This window comes from Caldisericaceae bacterium (genome assembly GCA_036574215.1).
In the GTDB taxonomy this organism is placed as follows: Bacteria; Caldisericota; Caldisericia; order Caldisericales; family Caldisericaceae; genus Caldisericum.
This window is the reverse complement of the sequence record JAINCR010000020.1, coordinates 1-16,997: the sequence shown is the minus strand read 5'-3', so window position 1 is coordinate 16,997 and position 16,997 is coordinate 1. Positions and strand designations below refer to the sequence as shown.

At 34.7% G+C, this 16,997-nt stretch carries 15 protein-coding genes; 7 read left to right on the top strand and 8 right to left on the bottom strand.

Annotated features, from left to right (window positions below; genetic code table 11):
• Positions 1–891, top strand: an 891-nt coding sequence (locus K6343_01135) for a hypothetical protein (GenBank protein MEF3244579.1), incomplete at its 5' end; no start/stop codon positions are given.
• Positions 892–926: 35 nt separating this feature from the next.
• On the opposite strand, the gene K6343_01130 is transcribed toward K6343_01135, so the two are convergent.
• Together K6343_01130 and K6343_01125 are read right to left on the bottom strand one after the other, a co-directional pair.
• Positions 927–2,231 (bottom strand): aspartate aminotransferase family protein, encoded by a 1,305-nt coding sequence (locus K6343_01130; protein ID MEF3244578.1) that lies wholly within the window; start codon positions 2,229–2,231, stop codon positions 927–929.
• 109 nt (positions 2,232–2,340) lie between these two features.
• Positions 2,341–2,679, bottom strand: coding sequence for a hypothetical protein (locus K6343_01125; GenBank protein ID MEF3244577.1), 339 nt, complete (start codon positions 2,677–2,679; stop codon positions 2,341–2,343).
• A 282-nt stretch (positions 2,680–2,961) separates the two neighbouring features.
• Here K6343_01125 and K6343_01120 point away from each other — a divergent pair, with 282 nt between their 5' ends.
• The 3 genes from K6343_01120 to K6343_01110 all read left to right on the top strand — a co-directional run bounded on the left by K6343_01120 (position 2,962) and on the right by K6343_01110 (position 6,411).
• Positions 2,962–4,557, top strand: coding sequence for an APC family permease (locus K6343_01120; GenBank protein ID MEF3244576.1), 1,596 nt, complete (start codon positions 2,962–2,964; stop codon positions 4,555–4,557).
• Between the two features lie 67 nt (positions 4,558–4,624).
• On the top strand, positions 4,625–5,572 hold the full coding sequence (locus K6343_01115) for a phosphoesterase (GenBank protein MEF3244575.1): 948 nt from the start codon (positions 4,625–4,627) through the stop codon (positions 5,570–5,572).
• Between the two features lie 8 nt (positions 5,573–5,580).
• Positions 5,581–6,411 carry a hypothetical protein gene (locus K6343_01110; GenBank protein ID MEF3244574.1) on the top strand — a complete coding sequence of 277 codons (831 nt, stop codon included), beginning with the start codon at positions 5,581–5,583 and terminating at the stop codon, positions 6,409–6,411.
• A 9-nt stretch (positions 6,412–6,420) separates the two neighbouring features.
• On the opposite strand, the gene K6343_01105 is transcribed toward K6343_01110, so the two are convergent.
• From K6343_01105 to K6343_01080, 6 genes are all read right to left on the bottom strand, one after another.
• Positions 6,421–7,086: a hypothetical protein gene (locus K6343_01105; protein ID MEF3244573.1), complete on the bottom strand. Its 666-nt coding sequence runs from the start codon at positions 7,084–7,086 to the stop codon at positions 6,421–6,423.
• A 20-nt stretch (positions 7,087–7,106) separates the two neighbouring features.
• A complete protein-coding gene (locus K6343_01100) occupies positions 7,107–8,057 on the bottom strand; it encodes an ArsA family ATPase (GenBank protein ID MEF3244572.1) in 951 nt (316 codons plus the stop codon).
• A 9-nt stretch (positions 8,058–8,066) separates the two neighbouring features.
• Positions 8,067–8,345 (bottom strand): hypothetical protein, encoded by a 279-nt coding sequence (locus tag K6343_01095; GenBank protein MEF3244571.1) that lies wholly within the window; start codon positions 8,343–8,345, stop codon positions 8,067–8,069.
• Position 8,346: 1 nt separating this feature from the next.
• Positions 8,347–10,140, bottom strand: a complete 1,794-nt coding sequence (locus tag K6343_01090) for a carbon starvation protein A (protein MEF3244570.1) — start codon at positions 10,138–10,140, stop codon at positions 8,347–8,349.
• 151 nt (positions 10,141–10,291) lie between these two features.
• Positions 10,292–11,005, bottom strand: a complete 714-nt coding sequence (locus tag K6343_01085; protein ID MEF3244569.1) for a LytTR family DNA-binding domain-containing protein — start codon at positions 11,003–11,005, stop codon at positions 10,292–10,294.
• Positions 10,951–12,708 (bottom strand): histidine kinase, encoded by a 1,758-nt coding sequence (locus tag K6343_01080; GenBank protein ID MEF3244568.1) that lies wholly within the window; start codon positions 12,706–12,708, stop codon positions 10,951–10,953. The genes K6343_01085 and K6343_01080 overlap by 55 nt, the downstream gene beginning before the upstream one ends.
• A 35-nt stretch (positions 12,709–12,743) precedes the next feature.
• On the opposite strand from K6343_01080, the gene K6343_01075 reads away from it, so the two are divergent.
• Genes K6343_01075 through glmS form a run of 3 tightly spaced genes read left to right on the top strand, consistent with a single transcriptional unit; the run spans position 12,744 to position 16,557 of the window.
• Entirely contained in the window at positions 12,744–13,388 is a 645-nt protein-coding gene (locus K6343_01075) for an MBL fold metallo-hydrolase (GenBank protein ID MEF3244567.1), read from the top strand.
• A 39-nt stretch (positions 13,389–13,427) separates the two neighbouring features.
• Positions 13,428–14,735 (top strand): phosphoglucosamine mutase, encoded by a 1,308-nt coding sequence (gene glmM / locus K6343_01070; protein MEF3244566.1) that lies wholly within the window; start codon positions 13,428–13,430, stop codon positions 14,733–14,735.
• Between the two features lies 1 nt (position 14,736).
• Positions 14,737–16,557 (top strand): glutamine--fructose-6-phosphate transaminase (isomerizing), encoded by a 1,821-nt coding sequence (gene glmS / locus K6343_01065; GenBank protein ID MEF3244565.1) that lies wholly within the window; start codon positions 14,737–14,739, stop codon positions 16,555–16,557.
• Positions 16,558–16,997 lie beyond the last annotated feature (440 nt).

The window sequence follows — 16,997 nt, the reverse complement described above, 5'->3', positions numbered from 1 at the left end:
GGATTGGATTCTCAACTTGCGTGTTTAATTTTAAAATCGCAAGGAATTGAAGTTACACCAGTATTTTTTGAGACATATTTTTTTAAGGCAGAACCAATCAAACGATTTGCAGAAGAAATTGGTTTAGAACTGAGGATTGTAGATATAAGTGAAGAACACTTAAAAATCGTTAAGAATCCACAAAATGGCTACGGAAGGTTTATGAATCCCTGTATTGATTGCCATATGCTAATGATCAAAAAAGCAAAAGAGATAATGGAAAAAGAAGGGTATGATTTTATAGCAACAGGAGAAGTTTTAGATGAACGACCTTTCTCGCAAACAATGAACGCCCTTAAAAAAATTGAAAAGAGTTTAAATTTGGGAAACAAAATCCTTCGTCCACTCTCCCAAAAAGTTTTAGAAGAAACAGAAATTGAAAAAAAAGGCCTTGTAAAAAGAGATTTATTACTTGATATAAGAGGAAGATCAAGAAAAAAACAATTGGAACTTGCAAAAATGTTTAATCTTAAGGAATTCCAAAGTCCTGCCTCGGGATGTATTCTTACAGACCCAGAATATGCAAAAAGGCTTAAAGAAATTAAAAAACTAAACGCAAACTTTGACAGAAACGATTCTATTATAATAAGAAATGGGCGAATATTTATAGAATCTCAAACCGTATTTATTGTAGGAAGAAACGAACTTGAGAATAAAAAACTCCTTGAACTTTTAAAAAAAGAGGATATTTTACTTGTCCCAGAATTTCCTGGACCAACTGTGCTTATAAGAAATTTCCAAAGAGAAGTTAATAAAGAAGAAGTTGAGAAAGGTATTGAACTACTTAAACAATTTTCAAAGAAAGCACCAGATGATTACTATCAAAAGATTAAAATAATAAAAGGGGGATAACCCCCTTTACCATCTTAAATAACAAAAAATAAACACTACTTTTTGATTACTTTTTCTATTGCCTTATCAAGAACCTCAAGTCCTTCTTTAAGTTGTTCATCAGTTATAACAAGAGGAATCAGTAATCGGATAATATTTTTATGTAAGCCTGCACCAGCAAGTAAAACACCGTTTTTAAGTGATTCTTGGATGACAGCACCACATGTTTCGGAATCCGGTTCCCAACTATCACCATCTTTTACAAACTCAATTGCTTGCATTGCTCCAACGCCCCTTACATCTTTTACAACAGGATACTTCTTTTGAAATTCTTCAAATTTTTCACGGATGATCTTACCTAAATGGACAGCTCTGTCAAGAAGTTTTTCACTTTCTATCATTTTAATTACTTCAATACCTGCAGCACAGGCAACAGGGTTGCCGCCAAAAGTTGAACCAATAGAACCTTTTGGAAGAGAATCAAAAAATTTCCTATTACCTACCACAGCAGAAAGAGGCAAGCCAGCAGCAATTGACTTTCCAAGAGAAATAAGATCGGGAACAACACCCCAATTTTCTACCGCAAAGAATTTTCCTGTTCTACCATAACCACTTTGAACTTCATCAGCAACAAACAAAATACCATATTTATCACTTACTCTTCTAATCTCCTCTAATAATCCAGGTTGAGGAACATTAAAACCACCTTCTCCTTGTATGGGTTCAATAACGATAGCCGCAACGTCATTTGGGTCTACTGTGTCAAGAAGTAATCTTTCAAAATCTTTGGGTGTGTACTTATTTCTATGTATGTTTGGTCTAGGTAATCTGTGAACATCTGAAGCAGTGCCAAAAATATACTTATAGGGTGTTGGTCGGTGCGTCATTGTCATTGTAAGCAAGGTTCTACCATGAAACGCACCATCAAAAACTACAACACCTCTTCTTTTTGTATAACCACGAGCAATTTTCACAGCATTTTCCACTGCTTCTGCACCTGAGTTAAAAAATGCAACTTGCTTTTCAAAATTACCTGGAGCTCGTTCGGCAATCATTTTCGCAAGTTCTGCATATGGCTCATAAGGAATTGAAGTAAAATCCGTATGGAGAAAACGCTCACTTTGTTTTTTAATAGCTTCAACAATCGGTTTAGGAGAATACCCCACAACAAGGCAACCCCACCCCCCTGTAAAATCTAAAAACCTATTGCCGTCAACGTCTTCAACGACTGCGCCTTCTCCTTTTGCAATGAAGAAGTTTGCAAGTGGTTCAAGGGGGGATGCAACAAAAGTTTCTTTTTTCGTAAAGATTTCACGGCTCTTAGGCCCTGGAACCTCTGTTTTAATTAAAATGCTTCCCATTTCGGCCTCCTTCCTCCTAATTGTACCAAAAACCTAACTTATAAGCAAGTTTTTAAAATTTTCTTAACAAAGAAGGAAAAACCTATTAGTTAAACAGTCTTAATAGTTTTTATTCTTCTTTTGCGGTAGGATTTTCACTTTCTTCGAATTCTTCAGTAAAATCCTCTAACTCAACGTAATCTGACTCAGTCTTTAATGTAAAAATAAAGGGAATCGCAAAAATTGCAGTAAGAGCAATTATCTCAAGGATTACTCTCCCAAAGTCAACTGTAATTGCTTCAAAATTTGCACTTATAGTCTTTGAAGACCAAATTGGTGCATAGCCAATAGAATTTACAAGCACCGTCCCTTGTGCAATTGCCTGATTCATTCTCCATGGAACAACTATACATGTTACTGCAAGAAGGGCAAAATAAATTACAAGAACTACTTTTGATGCTTTTGTCATTTTTACCTCCGTAAATTTAATTAAACTGAGAAATACTTTTCAAATTCTATATTAACTACAAAATTAAGATCATTTCTCAATTATTAACTAATTTTACATGCTTTTTACAAAAAATCAAAATCTTTAAATATAAAAAAACTGCTCCATAACAAATCTTACAAACAACTTATAAAATAACGCTTTCAAGGTTTTTTATTAAATTCCATTAAAAAATAAAAAATTGTATTGACTTTAACTTATTTATTTATATAATACTCAAAACATAAATTGAAGGAGGGCATTATGGATGAAGAGTCGGTAATTTTTACAAGAAAGGCTTCTGGATTAGTAAGAGAGTTAAACTGGTGGGATGTCCTACTCTTTACTATTGCAGGACCTGCCGCATCAGGGATGACTTACTACACAGTGAAAGTTCCAGGGCTTTACCCTGGCGGTAACATGACGCTTGCATTCTTAGTTGGGCTTTTAGTTTGGCTTCCCCCTGTAGTCATTCTTGCAATTCTTTCTGCATCTTTTCCAAGAAGTGGTTCTCTTTATGTTGTAATTTCAAGGGTTTTACATCCTCTTCTTGGTTTTATCCCAAATTGGTCTTATGTTATGGGTGGTGGTGCAGCGCTTGCTGTAGGATTTTTAAACTATCTAGGTCTTATTCCTCTTGCTTCATCCATCCAAATTGCAGGAATTGTCTCTAAAAATGCATCTCTTATTACACTCGGTGAAGGACTTGCAGACCCAATGACAAGATTATGGATTGCTCTTGCAATTACAATCTTAATGTGGATTGTAGAATTACTTGGTATCGACAAACTAAAATGGGTATTAAGACTCATTATCTACATCCCTCTTGTAATAACGGGTATTGCAATCGTGATATTCTTTATTAAAAGCGGTGATTCATCTTTTAACGTAATTTTTGGGGCAAATGCTTACCAATCGGTGCATGAACTTGCAACAAAACTTAATATAAAAGACTCATTTCTATCGCCGGGACAGGCAATGCAGGGTATGCTTCTTTCAGTTCTGTGGGCATACACTGCAGTTGAGGCGGTTTCATATGTAGGTTCCGAAGTTAAAACACCAAGGCTCTCATATATGCGAGGAATGATTTTAGGACTTCTTGCAGTTGGGCTACTTTACATTCTAAATGCTGTTGCAGTCTATAGGTCTTTTGGCTATGATTTTATTACAGAGTATAGTTGGCTTTACTACAACCATTTTGATGAATTAAAGGCTGCCCTTGGGACAACTCCACCTGCACCTTCAATTCCATTCTATGCAGCAATCATCGGTAAAAATACTGCATTTTCGATTATTCTCGGTATTGGGTATTTCCTATGGTATATTAACACTTCGATGATTATCTGGATGGCTGCAGTAAGAGGTATATTTGCAATGGCATTTGATAGGATGCTTCCATTGAAACTAACAGAAATAGGACCACTTGGTTCTCCAACATGGGCAAACCATTTAGTTGGTATAGTTGCAATCATTGGTGTTTTTATTGGCTTAGGAGACTCATTAGGAGTTGGCCTTTCTTCTGCTATGCTTGCTTTAGAAGATTTCACTTGCCTCTTATTCATTTGGCCATTAGGACTTGCAGCAATGTTTTTACCATTTGCTCGTCCTGATCTATATGAAAAATCAATCTTCCAATATAAATTGGGAAAGATACCTGTTATTTCAATTCTTGGTGCAATTACCTTTGCAATCGGCTGGTGGATGATGCTTAACGTAACAACAGAGCAAAACATTTTAGCGATGGTTCTTACAACACTTCTTATTCTTGTTGGACTTTTATTTGTCTTGTTCATGTGGTGGAAAAATAGAGAAGAAGGCGTTGACCCCAACAAGATATTTAAGGAAATTCCACCCGCATAAATAAATGCAAAGCTACTTAGAGGGCTACTAATTTTCTGGCCCTCTAAGATTTGTATAGGAGGAAAAAATGAAAATATTTTTTTCTGTTGATGTCCACGGCGCAACAACCGTTTGGAGAAAATGGATTTCAGCTGTTTCAATATACAATGCTGATGTTTTAATACTATCAGGTGATTTAACGGGAAAAGTGCTTGTCCCACTTATTGAACAGGATGATAAAAGTTTCAAAGCAAGTTATTTTGGGAGAACTTGGATGCTTAAAACAGAAGATGAAATTAAAGACTTTGAAGAAAAACTCTCAAATGCCGGTGCATACTATGTAAGAGTTAAAAAAGATGAACTACAGAATCTAAAAGATAGCCCAGACGAAGTTAAGAAAATCATGGAAAATGAAATGGTAAAAAGAATTAGAAACTGGCTTGAACTCTTAGTTGAAAAGGTAGATACGAAGAAAATAATGACAATCGTAATGCCAGGTAACGACGATGAGTTTGTTATAGACCCTGTAATAAAAGAATTTGAAAGCCTTGGAATTATTTATCCGCTTGATAAAATTCTTGAGATAGAAGGGCATGAAGTTGTGAGCTTTGAATACGTTAACCCCACCCCATGGGATACTCCAAGAGAAAAAGACGATAGAGTTATACTAAAAATGATCGAAGACAAAATTTCACAACTTAAAGATCCAGGAAATGCAATTTTTAACTTCCATGCACCTCCATTCAACACATCAATTGATCTAGCACCAAAACTTGATAAAAACCTCAGGTTAGTAGGTGGTTTAGATGGTGTTAAATTTGTCCATGTAGGCTCCAAAGGTGTAAGAAGTGCTATTGAAAAATACCAACCTGTTCTTGGCTTGCACGGACACATACACGAATCTTCTGGATTTGAAAAAATTGGAAAAACCCTTTGTTTAAACCCAGGTTCAGAATATGGTGAGGGACTTTTAAGAGGATACATCATTGAAATATCAAAAACTCAAGTAGAAAATTACTTTAAAATACAAGGATAGGAGACAAAATGGCAGAAAAATTTGTTAAAATGAGTGAAAATGATTTTGTTAACTTTGCAGTAGAGATAATCACAAAAGCAAAAGAAAACGGAGTAATTTTAAGAATTTTAGGTGCGTTAGCAGTTTACATCCATACAGAAGATGAAGAAATAAGGAAACTTTTCTATACTCTTGAAAGACTTGGAGGGGACAAACCCCTATTCACCGATTTAGATCTTGTTGCGTATTCAAAACAGCAACCCCTTGTAAAAAAATTTTTCGAAAACACTTTGAAATTTAAACCAAATTTATACATAAATACCCTTTTTGCTTTCAAAAGAAACATTTTTGAGCATCCTGAAGGACTATTCTCAGTTGATATTTTTTATGACCGTTTAGAATTCTCTCATAATGTAGAGTTTGGAAATGCCCCAAATAGAGGACGCCTTGAAATTGATTTTCCTACCATTACCCTTGCAGATATCATGCTTGAAAAGTTGCAGATACATAAAATAAATAAAAAAGACCTAATAGACCTTATAGTGCTCTTCCTTTACCATAACGTTGATACAATACAAGATAAGCAAACAATAGATGCTTCTTACATTGCTAAAATACTTTCAGATGACTGGGGTTTTTATTACGATGCAATGAACAACCTAAAAAAAGTAGAAGAAATTGCTCTTGATTTCAAATCCTTAGGTAAATTATCACAAGAACAAATTGATACACTAAACGGGAAAATAAAAAAGTTAAAAGAAGTAATTGATAGAACTCCAAAAACAAGAAATTTTATAAATAGAGAAAAGAAGGGAACAACAATCCCTTGGTATAGAGATGTTGAAGAAGTAGAAAGATAGAGATGCTAACTAATCTTTAAAATATGCCCAATCCTCAAAAACCTTTGGTAAATTGTTTAATAGCTTGCTCAACTCTTTTGGGGTTTCCTGCAAATCCGGCTTTATAAGTAAAAATACAGAGTTTGTTTCTTTATTGAGAGCAATATGCCTTACCCTTCTCGGGTCGGTAAAAGTCATCTCAACAACTCTTTTTATTCTGTCAAAATCTTCTTTGTTTTCGTAAAGCGTATAAAAATTGTTATATTTTCCTATGCTTGCCTTCTCTTTTTTCAAAACATCTCTTTCTTTTATATCAGGCCCAAAAAGATAATAAAAGTTTTGAACAATATGCACATCTCTTCTTATATGGAATTTTGGATAGAATTTAACGTAAAGCCTATCTCCTCTTTTAATAGGGTAAGAAAATGGAAGCCAAAATAAACTTTGACGAGGAAGTAATGTGAGAACAAGGTCAATATCTTTAAAATTTTTATCATTTAAATCGTACTTTGCTTTAAACCCAATGGAACCTCCGAGATACGTATATATTTTATCTTTCAATTTTAAGGTTTCCTCAAATTTTCTAATATAATGAATCATAATACTTGCGTTAAGTTTTCTTCCTTTAAAAAATTGAAGGGAAGCAATACCACCAAGAAGGAGAAGTATCAATACTAGGTTTGTACTAACTTGCATCTTTTCCTCCAATGTTTTTCTTATAAAATGTATTTTTTGTAAATTTCTTTTAACTGCTTCACCCCTCTGGGGGATTCGCTTAGTAAAGGCACCTCTTTTACCTCAATTTCTGTAAATTCACTTTTCATTTTTTCTACAACTCTTTTTTGCTCACCAATTTTCCCAAAAAGTTGTTCAGGTGGATTTTCAATATACAGATACTTATTCAAATAAATTCTCCTTAGTTTAATGTTATTTTCTCTTAGAGAATCTCTTATTCTTTTACTCTCGGCAAAAGCAAGTTCTTCTGCCATTGTAACTACGCTTACAAAATTATCAGAAGAAGAAAACATCTCCATCAAATTTACCATATCTTTTTTATAGGCAAAAAGTTCCTGCATCACAGGGTCTTCACTTTCTTTTGAAGCTATTTTTACTATTTCTCCGTTAATTTCATCTTCTATTGGTCCTTTTATGTTCTCAACCATTGCTCTTCTTGAAAGAATTCTTCTCCTCATATTGATAAGGCTATTAGTCCAAACAGTAGAGATCCTAGGCATTGCAAAAACACGTAATGTGATACCTGTTGGTGGCGTATCAAACACAATACAAGAATAATTAGTATTAATGAATCTTTTAATAGCTTCAAGAGTTACGTATTCTTCTATACCAGGGGAATTTCTCAATATGTCAAAATATCTATCAATATTCAAAACCGAAAGGTACTTGTAAGTATTTTTCATTTTTTTGGACATCTCATCAAGATAGTTAACAATCATTTTATCAATATCAACTTCTGTTGCATCAAGGTTTTTATCTACATTTACAAGCTTACCAAATACATCTTTGTTAAGCGCATCTCCTAAGTTGTGTGCAGGATCAATTGAAATAATAAGAGTTTTATAGCCCTCATCAGCAAGACCCACTGCATAAGAAGCCGATATTGTTGTCTTTCCAACTCCACCTTTTCCTATAAAAAAATAAGTTTGCATATCCTTACCTCAATCAATATCAAAATGGGAGAGTGTCTGAGCAAAAACATCGTCAAGCTCAGCACTTCTCTTTGTCATGATTTGCACTTCTCTTTCCATATAAGGAAGAATTCTTAATATTACACCAGTTGGAGGAGATGGTAAACCAGTGAACATACTCATCGTGACTAAAGCAAACACATTTTCGTCTTCCATTAATTCATGCTCAATGAGGGAGACCGAAGTCTCCCTCATACCTTTTTCTACAGTTATAAGAAACTTTTTAAGGGCCTCAAAGAATTTTTTCATTTTATGCAGCCTTTTTAGCAGGCTTATACTCCTTATTGTAGGTTGCAAAGAAGTTAACAACAAGAATGATGTCAAGGATAAGCATTACCACAACAAATATACCCAAAATCACTGCTATAGCTCCTGGATAGGTAGGAACTACTTTAAATAGGTACCATATCAAGGCTATGAACACTGTAATCCAGAGGAAAAGTGCAGGAATAAGGACGAGCGCTAACGTCCCAGCAGAAGCTTTTTGAACTCTCTTCACCCAGTTTGCTGCAGTAAGCATTGCAATTGAGGCTAAAAGTTGGTTAGTTCCTGCAAAGCCTGCCCAAAGAGCAGTATAAGCATTACCACCGTATTTAATTAAGAAAAATCCTAAGGCTGCTGCGATAATAGAGCCAACCCATCTATTGTGCAAAAACTCATAAAGGCCAACTGATGCTTTTTTAACTGGTTCAACGAGTTCCTGGAAGGCGTACCTTGCAAGTCTATTTGTTGTGTCAAGAGTTGTTAAAACAAACGCAGAAAGCCAAAGCCCTCCAAAGATTGTGCCAATCTTTACGGGGATACGTAACGCATTATAAAGAAGTTGTCCAAACGATTTTGTAAATAGTCCTCCTGGGCCACCCACTATTGCTTTACCATCTGCCGTTTTTAGGTTAATGATAGCATTACCAAATTGAGCCATATAGGATGGATTTGTTAACTGAGCTGGATCAAAATTTGCATTAGCAGTCTTAATTGCATCAGCAAAACCATTTATAACTCCCATACCAAAAGCAGCAATAGAAGTAATAACTATTGTAGAAAGCATACCTTCCATGAACATGCCGCCATATCCAACAAACAAACCAGAAAGTTCGTTATCAAGCTGCTTTGAACTTGTTCCAGAACCAACAATTGAGTGAAATCCTGAAAGAGCACCGCATGCAATAACAAGTGGCACCGTTGGCCAGAAAGGTGAGGGCACTTTTGGAGAAACTACATTTGCTGAAAAACTCGTAAATACTGGCCAGTTAAATGGCTTAAACACAATAACTGCTGCAATTGCACCCAAGATTACTCCACCCCAAAGAATAAATGAATTTAAGTAATCTCTTGGTTGAAGAAGTATCCATACAGGGAGTGCGGCCGCAAAGATGATGTAAATGAGCTGTAACCAGTAAAGAGCATCAAGGCTAAGCTTCCATGGGTATACGAAGCCTAATACAATAGAAAGCAAAGTCATTACAATGCCTATAATTGTTGAAACACTAAATGGAAGTTTTGTTTTATAGAGTAATAGACCTTCAATTATAGCCGCAACCAAAAATAGAACTGATGTTGTAAAGATCTCTGGAGTGCTACTTGCAAGAGGCCCAAATACACCCATAAAGGCTGCAATAACAAGAATCATTGCAAAGTAAACATACAACTCAAAGGTATATTTCACACCTTCGCCCATGAGTTCTCCTGCAACCCACTGGATCGATTTTCCATCGTATCTTACCGATGCCATAAGGGAAAGATAATCATGAACAGAGCCAATTAAAAGATTACCAAACCACACCCACAACAAGGCAGGAAGCCAACCCCAAACGACTGCAATTGCTGGACCAACAATTGGACCCGCACCAGCAATTGATGCAAAATGGTGCCCAAATAAGACAAATTTATTTGCAGGAACAAAATCTACGTTGTCTCTTAATCTTACTGCAGGAGTTTCTCTATCTTTATCAGCTCTTACAACACTTTTCTCCAAATTCTTTCCATAAGTAAAGTAGAAGAAAACATAAAAAATTGCTCCGACCAATGCAATGAGCAATGTCATAAATGCACCTCCTTTGAATTTAATTTTTTAAATTCACTCATTGAGGCCCTTACCCAACAATTAGTATAACACCTAAAAAACAAATGTCAACAAATTTTCAATTAAAGTTAAAATTCATTTAATAAAAGTAAAAAATCTACTTATAAAAGTTTCAAAATTTTAAAATGTCTCTAAAATACTTCTGTCTATGGGGAGAAAGCGGCAATTTATCACCATTTTGTATCTCAATAATGTATTTACCCTTAAACCATGGAATCACTTTAGATATCTTAGACAGATTTATTACATACTCCTTATTTATCCTAAAGAAACCAAAATCCTTTAACCTATCTTCTACTTCTTGTAGACTTATCCCTTTAACGTAAAAAACATCTTTACCTTTTTTAAAAAAGAGTTTATTCTTTTCAACAAAAAAGTAATCAATATCTTTAAGTTTTACAGGTATCAACTCGCCGTTTGATACACCAATAATAAAGTTTTCCCTAGTAGTTGTTCTACTGTTTAAAAAACCTCTAAGTTTAATTACAGTTTTTGCAAGTCTAGCCTCATCAACAGGCTTAAGTATGTAATCCAAGGCACCTATTTCAAAAGCATCGACTGCATACTCCGCATAGGCAGTAACAAAAACCACATAAGGAAAATTCTCGATTTCTTTAGATTGGGATACAAACTTTATCCCAGAGATCCCTGGCATGTTTATGTCTAAAAAGATTACATCAACAACGTTGTTGGAAATAAAATTAAAAGCATTAATTACATCATCAAACACACCTATTACTTTAATTTCTGGGAAATGTTGAAGTGCATTTTTTATCTCTTCTCTTGCAGGTTCCTCATCGTCAACGATAATTGCTCTAATATCCACTTTGAAACCCCCTCCATAGGAATCCCTATAATGACTTTCGTGCCAGCATTAACATTACTTTTTATCTTAAAAATGCCCTTGTTCCCGTAAAGATTTTTTATTCTCTCAAAGACATTTCCAAGTCCTATTGACTCACTTCTTCTCTCTAAAATACCATTTAACACATCGTTACTAATTCCCTTCCCATTATCTTCTATTGTAATATATCCGTAATTGCCCCTTCTATAAGCGATAATTTTAATATCAATTGATCTTTTTGTTAATGAAAAACCGTGTTTAACAGCATTTTCAACTATAGGCTGAAGAACCAATGAGGGGACGCTTAAACTTAACAAATTATTGTCTATATTAAACTCATAAGTGAGTCTATCTTTAAAACGCTCTTTCTCAATTTCAAGATAAGATTTCACAAGTTCAATTTCACTTGAAAGAGTTGATAGAGAATCTTCTTTTTCAATAATACTCCGTAAAATGAAAGCAAGTTTGTTTATTAATTCCCTTCCTTTGCTAGGATCTATCCTTACAACATAACTAATAGTATTCAAAGTATTAAACAAAAAATGAGGGTTTATCCGTGCCTGAAGTGCCTTAAGTTGGAAAAGGGTCTTCATTCTCTTTTCTGTTTCAAGTCTGTTTAATTCAACCTGTAAAGATAGTATATTAGCAAGGCCCTTTGCCATTTCTTCATCAAAAAAAGTAAGTGCTTTCTCCTCTTTCCTGTAAAGTTTAAGCGTTCCAAAAACTTCCCCTTCAGAATTTTTAAGTGGAACAACAATACCAGAACCCAACGGACACTTCTTTTCGCTACATCCAATTTCCATTCTATTACTTAAAAACACGATATTCCCAGTTTTGATGGCATATGCAGTAGCAGTAGTTCTAAAAGGAAGCAGAGGTTTATGATGATCTTCCCCAAGGCCTCTAAACGCAAGAATTTTTTCAGTATCAGTAATTCCAACTGCATCTAAATTTGTATTTGCAAGTATCATTCTTGCGGTGATATCTGCAGTTTCTCTGTTTAGTCCCTTACTTAAAATTGGCATCGTATTTTGAGCAATAGTCAAAACCTTTTCTGCTGTGATTGCAGAAACAATTTCCCTTTCTCTTAAAGATACCTGTATTACAAGCAAAAATAGGCCAACTCCAACAGCATTTGAAGTAATCATAGGCCCTGCAACTGCTTTTATAAGGGTTAACGCTTTGTCAAATGGTGGAGAAATTAAAAGCACAAGCAACAAATGAAAAGACTCAGCAACTATTGCAAATAAAAATCCATAAAGAGGAGAGAATACTTCTCTTTTTTTAAATTTAAAAAGAAGACCTGCAAAAATACCATTAAGAATTGTTGCAAGTGCACAGGAGTTACCTGTAAACCCTCCCAATGATGCTCTATGGCCACCACCGATTAAACCTGCAATGAACCCTACAATAGGCCCTCCAAATAACCCACCACTTATTGCACCTATATCTCTAATATTTGCAATTGCATCATGCGTTCTTATTCCAAGCAAGGTGCCAAGCACTGAAATTAATCCAAAAAAGATCCCTAATAATATCTGCTTTTTTACTGACTCGTGAAGATTAAAAAGGAACCTCGTTATAGATGTTTGCGTAAGAAAAAAGGCAACAGTAATAATTACAGTAAGGGATTGAAACAACCAAATATAAAGATAAAAATTTGTTACAAAATTTAAATTTCCCATCAAAATATTATACTCTAATAGTATAATATAGAGAAATGGAAATAATAAAGATTGGAAAATATGATATTTTAAAATTCACATTCAATTTTCTCTCAACCAATACGTATCTATTGAATTTGAAAAATACCACACTAATCATAGACCCTGCAAACAATAGCGATAAAGAAACTCAAACTCTTTTGGAACACATAAAAACTGATAACATAATAATCTTTAACACACATGGACATTTTGACCACATTTTTGGGAACGTAATTTTAAAAACCATGTTTAAAAAATCAAAACTCATCATTCATGAATTTGACAGCGAAAAACTTACAAACCCATCTTACAATGGTTCGCTTAAATGGAATCTTAACATTGTATCACCAAAAGCAGATATTTCAATCTCTAAAGAAGGTAGTTTAATTTTAGAAGATGAAACAATTAATATCCTACACACCCCAGGACACACGAAAGGAAGCATTTGCCTTGTTTTTGACGGTTTTGTATTTACTGGCGATACCCTGTTTGCAGGAACTGTTGGAATAGCAAAGGAGTACCATGGAGCTTTTGAAGAATTGATAAACACAATAAAAACAAAATTATTTAACCTTAAAGATGATTATATTATACTCCCAGGGCACGGAGAGAATAGCACCATTGAGGAAGAAAAAGAGTATAATCCTTTTCTTAATTAGTGTTTTACAAATTAACGAATTTCAATACAATATAAGCGTATGAGAAAATTATTCGGAACAGATGGCATAAGAGGTATAGCAAATAAAGAAATCCTTCCTGAAACTGCCCTAAAAGTTGGTATTGCTTTAGGGAAAACCTTTGAAGGCAATGGTCCAATTCTTATAGGAGAAGATACCCGCATTTCTTCTGAATTATTAAGGCTTGCACTTGCAACTGGCATTATAAGCATTGCAACAAGTGTTACAATAGGATTTGTCTTACCAACACCAGCCGTATCTTTGATAGTTCGACTTACAAAAAATTATTCAGCAGGAGTGGTCGTATCAGCATCACATAACCCAATTGAATTTAATGGCATTAAGGTTTTCGATAAAGAGGGCTTTAAATTAGAAGACGAGAAAGAAGAGAAAATAGAAGAATTAATGAAAAAAAATGTAGAAAGAAGCCCAGTAAATATTGGTAAGATTATCTATAATTCAAATTTGAAAGATTTCTATGTCGATTACCTTACAAAGCGTTTTTCATTAAAACTCGATAATCTAAAAGTTGCTATAGACACGGCATTTGGTGCAACTTATGCTACCACACCTGAAGCACTCAAGAAACTCTCTGCTAAAACTTTTACCATAAATGATACACCTGACGGTAATAGAATTAATGTTAATTGCGGCGCAACGTATCCTCAAGTTATATCCGATTTTGTAAAAAAAGTTGGTGCAGATGTAGGCATTTCACACGATGGAGACGGAGATAGATTAATTATGTCTGATGAGCAAGGAAGAATCGTTGATGGTGATGATATCATGGTAATTTTGGGGAGATCTTTTAAGAAAAAGGGCTTATTAAAGAACAATACAATTGTTGGCACGGTAATGACAAACATGGCAATAGAAAAGGCATTGAAGTCTTTGGGAATTAATTTTATACGTGCAAATGTTGGAGATAGATACGTTCTTCAAGAAATGTTAAAAAGTGGAGCAATTTTGGGCGGAGAACAATCAGGACATATAATAAACCTTCTTGAAAGCGTCACAGGAGATGGCCTTATTACAGCGCTTAGTGTCTTAGAGGTTATGCTTGAAGAAGACAAACCTCTATCAAAACTCGTAGAAGGACTTGATAGATTTCCACAAGTTCTTGTAAACGCAAAAGTTAAAGATAAGAATGTTATAAATAACGATGATTTTAAAAAATTCATTCAATACGTAAATAAAGAAATGAAAGACGGGAGGATCCTTATAAGACCATCGGGAACAGAGCCAGTTATTAGAATCATGGTTGAAGGAGAAAACGAAATAAAAATTAAAGATATTGCACAAAAAATAAAAGAATATTTGGAGGTATAAAATGTGCGGTATTGTTGGTTATGTAGGCGATAAAGAAGCTTTACCAATTCTCATAGATAGTTTAAAAAGATTAGAGTACAGGGGGTACGATTCTGCAGGAGTTGCAATATTAGGAGAAAAACTTAAAGTTGTGAAAACTGCAGGAAGAATTAAAGACCTTGAAACAAAATTAAAGGATCAAAATTTAGAAGGTTTAATTGGTATTGCCCATACAAGATGGGCTACACATGGAGTGCCAAACGATACTAATGCACATCCTCACTTTAGCGAAAGCAAAAACATCGTTGTAATACACAATGGCATCATAGAGAATTATCTTGAGCTAAAAGCAATGCTTATGAAAAAGGGTAAAAACTTCATAACGGAGACTGATACCGAAGTAATTGCACATCTCATTGAGGAATTCTACGAAGGTGAATTACTTGCGGCAGTTCAAAAAGCAATTTCTCTTCTTGAAGGTTCTTATGCCATTGCAGTCTTAAGTAAAGATGAGAAAGACCACTTTGTCTGTGCAAGAAAAGATAGCCCCTTAATAGCTGGCATTGGAAAGGGAGAAAATTTCATTGCTTCTGATATACCTGCAGTCCTACCGTACACTAATGACATTATAATATTTGAAAACGGTGACATAATAGACGTCTATAAAGATTCAATTAAAATATACGATAAATCTCTAAAAGAAATCAAAAGAAGTATTCAAAAGATAGATTGGAACATCCAAGATGCTCAAAAAGGCGGATTTAAACATTTCATGCTTAAAGAAATTTTTGAAGAACCAGATGTAATTAGAGAGGCAATGAGAGGGAGAATAAAAAATAACAAAATAGTTGTTGAAGAATTTGACTTTGAAGCCAACTTTTTACAAAAGATAAATCAAATATATTTTGTTGCTTGTGGCACAGCTTACCATGCAGGGCTTGTAGGAAAATATCTTACTGAAAAATATTTAAAAATTCCTGCATTTTCTGAAGTTGCTTCTGAATTCCGTTATAGAGACCCTATTATAGACGATAAAACACTTGTATTTGTGATAAGCCAATCGGGAGAAACAGCAGATACACTTGCAGCATTAAGAATAGCAAGAGAAAAAGGTGCTAAAACTATCGGCATTGTTAACGTTGTTGGCAGTTCTGTTGCAAGAGAAGTAGACAAAGTTGTCTACATACACGCAGGACCAGAAATTGCCGTTGCTTCAACAAAAGCATATGTAGCTCAGGTAGAAGTAATTATTTTATCATTACTCTATATTGCAAAACTTCTAAACAAACTCGATGAGGCAAAAGAACAATTGCTAATTTCAGAATTTTTAAAACTCGAAGAGTATGCAAGAAACATCATTAACAATAAAGAACGGATTGTCGAATTTATTTACAATACCAAAAATATCGATGAGACATTCTTTATAGGGAGGAATTTAGATTTTGCTCTTTCTTTAGAAGGAGCGTTAAAATTAAAAGAAATTGCCTATGTGCATGCGGAAGGATACCCTGCAGGAGAACTCAAACACGGACCACTTGCCCTCATCACTCCAAACTCACTTGTAATTGCAATAAACACTTACTCACAGCTTCAAGATAAAACCATAAGTAATATAAAAGAAGTAAAGGCAAGGGGAGGAAAAGTCCTTGCAATCTGCAAAAAGAATGATGAAAAAACAAAAGAAGTTGCAGATGTAACTTTCTTTGTAGATAATGTTTTTGATGATCTTTCACCAATTGTTTCTGTAATACCTCTGCAACTGTTTGCTTACTATATGGCTGAAGCACGTGGATTAGACATAGACAAGCCAAGAAACTTAGCAAAATCAGTTACAGTAGAATAAAAGATTTTAAGGATTACTTACCGATAAAATGGCAGAATAAAAACATTAAACTAGACAAAACACTCTAAATTATAGTAGTTGTTTATGTTTTCTGAGGAGTTTTGAGGGGGTGTCCCACCTTAAATATGAGATCCTTCGTCGCTTTCGCTCCTCAGGATGACGTGGTGGTGTCATTCTGAGGCGAAGTCATCTGTCGTTATTACGAGTAGTAGCAAGGAATCTCAGGCGTTTTTCGCCCCTTGTAATCTGCCCTTCTTGTCATTTAGTCCACTCCGTCATTACGAGAGGTAGCAAGGAATCCCTTCCGTTGTCGTCATTCTGACAATGCAAAGCCAAGCAAGAATCTTGCTGTTTATTCCTTTTGGTGTTTGAGGGAGCTTGAGGGGGTAAATAGCTCCCCCTCAAATATAAGATCTTTCGTCGCTATCGCTTAGTATAAC